The sequence below is a fragment of the Ilyobacter sp. genome (genome assembly GCF_041583315.1).
Taxonomy (GTDB): Bacteria; Fusobacteriota; Fusobacteriia; order Fusobacteriales; family Fusobacteriaceae; genus Ilyobacter.
The window spans coordinates 1-3360 of record NZ_JBFHGC010000330.1; the positions used below are offsets into that span (position 1 = coordinate 1).

Genomic DNA, 3360 nt, shown 5'->3' on the forward strand with positions numbered 1-3360 from the left:
CCTTTATAATTTGTCCCGTTGGTAGGGTTATAGGGAGTTAAAAGTTCTGAATTCCATCCCTTTTTCCATATAGAACCTTCTTTTTCTAGATTTTCTATTATCTGATTGGTCAGTTTTTGACGTTCTTTCTTTATTTTCTCTTGCGTTTTATTCATCAGGGCGTTCACCTTTACCTGTGAAATAACTTAAATCCGCTTCAAACCACTCCCCATCCATGTCCTCTTCTGAGACTACCTCAGAATTGTCAGTAATTCCGAGATTATCTTTTATTATTTTATGTTTGATCCCAATTATCTTATCTTCAAATTTATTTTTTTCCATACTTGTCCCCCTATTTATAATTATTCTTTCTTTTAATCAGTGTTCTAGTTCCAGCTTCTTTATAGACTTTCTTTTCATGCAGACCCCTTTTCTTGAACTGGATAAGATATCCTACGAGTGCAGCCTTATCTTTTTTATCTAGACCTGCTATCTCAAATAGCGCACCTATACCTATGAGCTTATGGGCTCTCTCTTTTTTTTCAAGATAAGTCATATACGAGAACTCTACTTCCCTTGTTTTTTCTGCTCTACTCTTTTTCAAAAATAATTTTTTACCCTCTACAAGAAATGATTTTTCTTGTTTTAGAGAAAGGTTTTTGGATTCTAAAAGGTAGCCCAAAATAGTTTCAATGGGCTGGTTGTCAATCTCGGCCTTTTCAACTAGTATTCCAAGCATAAGAAGCCTTTTTGCTCTCTCTTTCCTGAGAATGAACTGACTTTTTTTTTCAAAATTAGCCAACTTCAGCCTGGCTTTTTTATCTGCTATGTATAATTTTCTCTTTTTTGAATATAGGTTCTCTAGATTCATCAAAGCCTCCTGTAATTCTATCTTTCCAATTCTGCTACATCTTTATCATCCTCCCTCTTAAAAATCTTTGGTTTCATACTTTGCTTTGTGTTGTTTTTTTTGGAATCTTCTTGAAATAAGTCCCCAATCTTTTTAAGGTTCCTTGATTTTTGTTTTGAATGAGAAACAGAATAAGCCCTGGTTAAAGGCCTATATGATTTTTGCATGTCGTTGCAGATAATTATTTCACTCTTGCTGGAAAATAACTCCATTTTTGTCATATTTAGAGCCCTGTAAATGTTACTGCTAACTTCTCTAACCTGATCTTTTAGGAGTTTAGGATCTACGGCCTTATAAAGTTTTGACTGCTCTTTTGCTAGATGGTTGTATTTCTTTTCAAGAGGATCTATTTTAGAATTAAGGGTGTTTATTTTTTTATTCAGCTTTCCAGACTGTATAAAATATATCTTGCTCGTCAGTTGTAGCTTATTTTCAAGAATTCTTCTTTCCTCTTTAAATTCACATATCATATTGTTTAATTGAATCTTTTGTTTTTCCAGATAAGAGTATTTCCCTTTTGTCATTTTGTTGAGTGCTTTTTTCTCTAGTATCTCCTCTAATTTCAGTAAATTTTCAAGTTTTTCAACCCCACTTTTAAGAATACCTTGTTTATTTTCCTCTTTTCTTTTGTACTCTAAAGAGATTTCAAGTATTTTTGATTTACCTATATTTTTAACAGTTCCTTCCTGACTTTCTATAAGCTTTTCAAGCATTACTGCTTTATAAATAAGCTTTGAATATCTAGGTCTGTTTTCAGAATCGCTAATATCAGTTGTTTTCTTTTTAAAATTTTCCATATTAAGCTTATAAGTTAAATATTCCCATCGGAGCCTGATAAGTTTCTCAATGTTATAAGTTTCAAGAGTTTCTTTATCAGGTAACTTGGTTTTACTTAATTCTTTTTCCAGGGCTTCCTTTTCAAGTCTAAGCTTTTTTAGTTCTTCCCCAGGAGTGTCTTTGGATACATGTTCAATATTATAGTCGATTCTTTCTAGTGTATCTTTTATAGAAAAATGGCTCGATAAGTTTATTGTTCTTCTGAGTTTAGTAGTCTTTATATTTGATTTGATATTATCAATACTATTTTCTTTGAGATGTTTCGCTAAGTCTTCTCTCTTTATATCAAACCTATTTTCAAGTTCTTTAATTAAGGCTTCTTTTTTACTTGAATAAGCCCTCTCAAGAGCTCTGTATTTCTTAATATATTTGCTGGTCTCTGGCAGATATTCTTCAATATCATTGATCTTTGCCCTAAGATCATCTAGTTTAGTTTTTATATCCATATTAGTTGGGTCTATTTTGAGCTCTTTCTTCAGTTTGAAGTTTCTATTGAGAAGCTTATAATAATCCCCGTTGGTAATGGAATTAAGGGTGGATTTTTTTAACTTATTCTCATCTAATCTCTGGTCTATTTTTTTTATTTCAAATAAAATATCTTTTTTTTCAAAAGGTATAGTCCTGGCCTTATACTTTTTCTCTTTTACTCTTTTAAGTTGTCTTGCTTCTTGGAATTCAGAAAGACTTTTCTTTTCCAGGATAGATAGTTTTCTCTCTACTTTATTTAGAAGATTTCCAGAAATATTTACAGCTGGTCTGGTGAGGTAGTCCACTTTATCAATATCGTTTTTTTCAAGGGCTTCCTTCAGCTGATCTTTTATGGATCTGTGATCAACCCTGTCTTCAAATCCTGCCATTTCAAGATGTTTATTAGTTATAACTGCAAATTGTTTCCTTGCATTTAAAAGAACCTCTTTCTTTTGCCAGATCCTATCTTTTTTAGCCCCACCTTTATTAGGGTAACGAAAATTTGCTCTTTTAAAAAAAGCATCTGGTTCTCTTTCAATTCCATCATTTTTTCTTTCAGTAAACATAAAGTGGGCGTGGGTATTTTCCTGCCCATTGTTATAGCTCTTATGGATGGCATATGTATATGCAAAATCTTTTCTAAGCATTTTATCTTTGAATTCATTCATAAGTTTAATGTTTTCATTAACTGAGAGTTCATTGGGAAGGGAAACTTCAAATTCACGGTAAGATCTTCCATTTACATTTTCAAATATATCTGCAGCCTGCCAAAATTTAACAGGGTTTTCTTTTCCCCATTGCGGCATATTTCCTGACTCCTTATATTGGAGATCTTCCTTTTTACGGCTTTTAGAGTATTTACCGGACCTTGTAATATATTCTGCATGAGGACCGCCAAATCCGGCATTTCCTACTTTATATGCCAGGTGATAGTTAGCCATAAAAAATCCTCCTTAAAAGATAACAGGGTGGGGAACCCCCACAAGCGAAGCTTTACCAAATGAAATGAAGGGAGAAATAATCAGAAATCAAAGTGATTTTTAATCTTACACGTGCGTTCAATTTTGCCAATAGGTAAAAATGAACGCGTAAGCGTGCACTCCTTCATTTTGGAGTGATTTATCTCATAAAATTATTATAGGACAATCAGGTCTAAGATGATATCC

Annotated in this window: 4 protein-coding genes; all 4 read right to left on the bottom strand. The window is 32.7% G+C overall.

Features of this window, described 5'->3' with window-relative positions; genetic code table 11:
* The coding region (locus ABZA26_RS10800) for an ArdC-like ssDNA-binding domain-containing protein (RefSeq protein WP_372714540.1) at nucleotides 1-155 on the bottom strand (155 nt) is incomplete at its 3' end.
* On the bottom strand, nucleotides 148-321 hold the full coding sequence (locus ABZA26_RS10805) for a hypothetical protein (protein ID WP_372714537.1): 174 nt from the start codon (nucleotides 319-321) through the stop codon (nucleotides 148-150). The genes ABZA26_RS10805 and ABZA26_RS10800, both read right to left, overlap by 8 nt.
* 10 nt (nucleotides 322-331) lie before the next feature.
* Nucleotides 332-850, bottom strand: coding sequence for a conjugal transfer protein TraD (locus tag ABZA26_RS10810; protein WP_372714538.1), 519 nt, complete (start codon nucleotides 848-850; stop codon nucleotides 332-334).
* Nucleotides 851-867: 17 nt separating this feature from the next.
* Nucleotides 868-3135, bottom strand: a complete 2268-nt coding sequence (locus tag ABZA26_RS10815; RefSeq protein ID WP_372714539.1) for a MobA/MobL family protein — start codon at nucleotides 3133-3135, stop codon at nucleotides 868-870.
* Nucleotides 3136-3360: the final 225 nt, after the last annotated feature.

Bases quoted from the DNA above. Each gene is read 5' to 3' on its own strand.
- ABZA26_RS10805 (WP_372714537.1), bottom strand. From the start codon at position 321: ATGGAAAAAAATAAATTTGAAGATAAGATAATTGGGATCAAACATAAA.
- ABZA26_RS10810 (WP_372714538.1), bottom strand. From the start codon at position 850: ATGAATCTAGAGAACCTATATTCAAAAAAGAGAAAATTATACATAGCA.
- ABZA26_RS10815 (WP_372714539.1), bottom strand. From the start codon at position 3,135: ATGGCTAACTATCACCTGGCATATAAAGTAGGAAATGCCGGATTTGGC.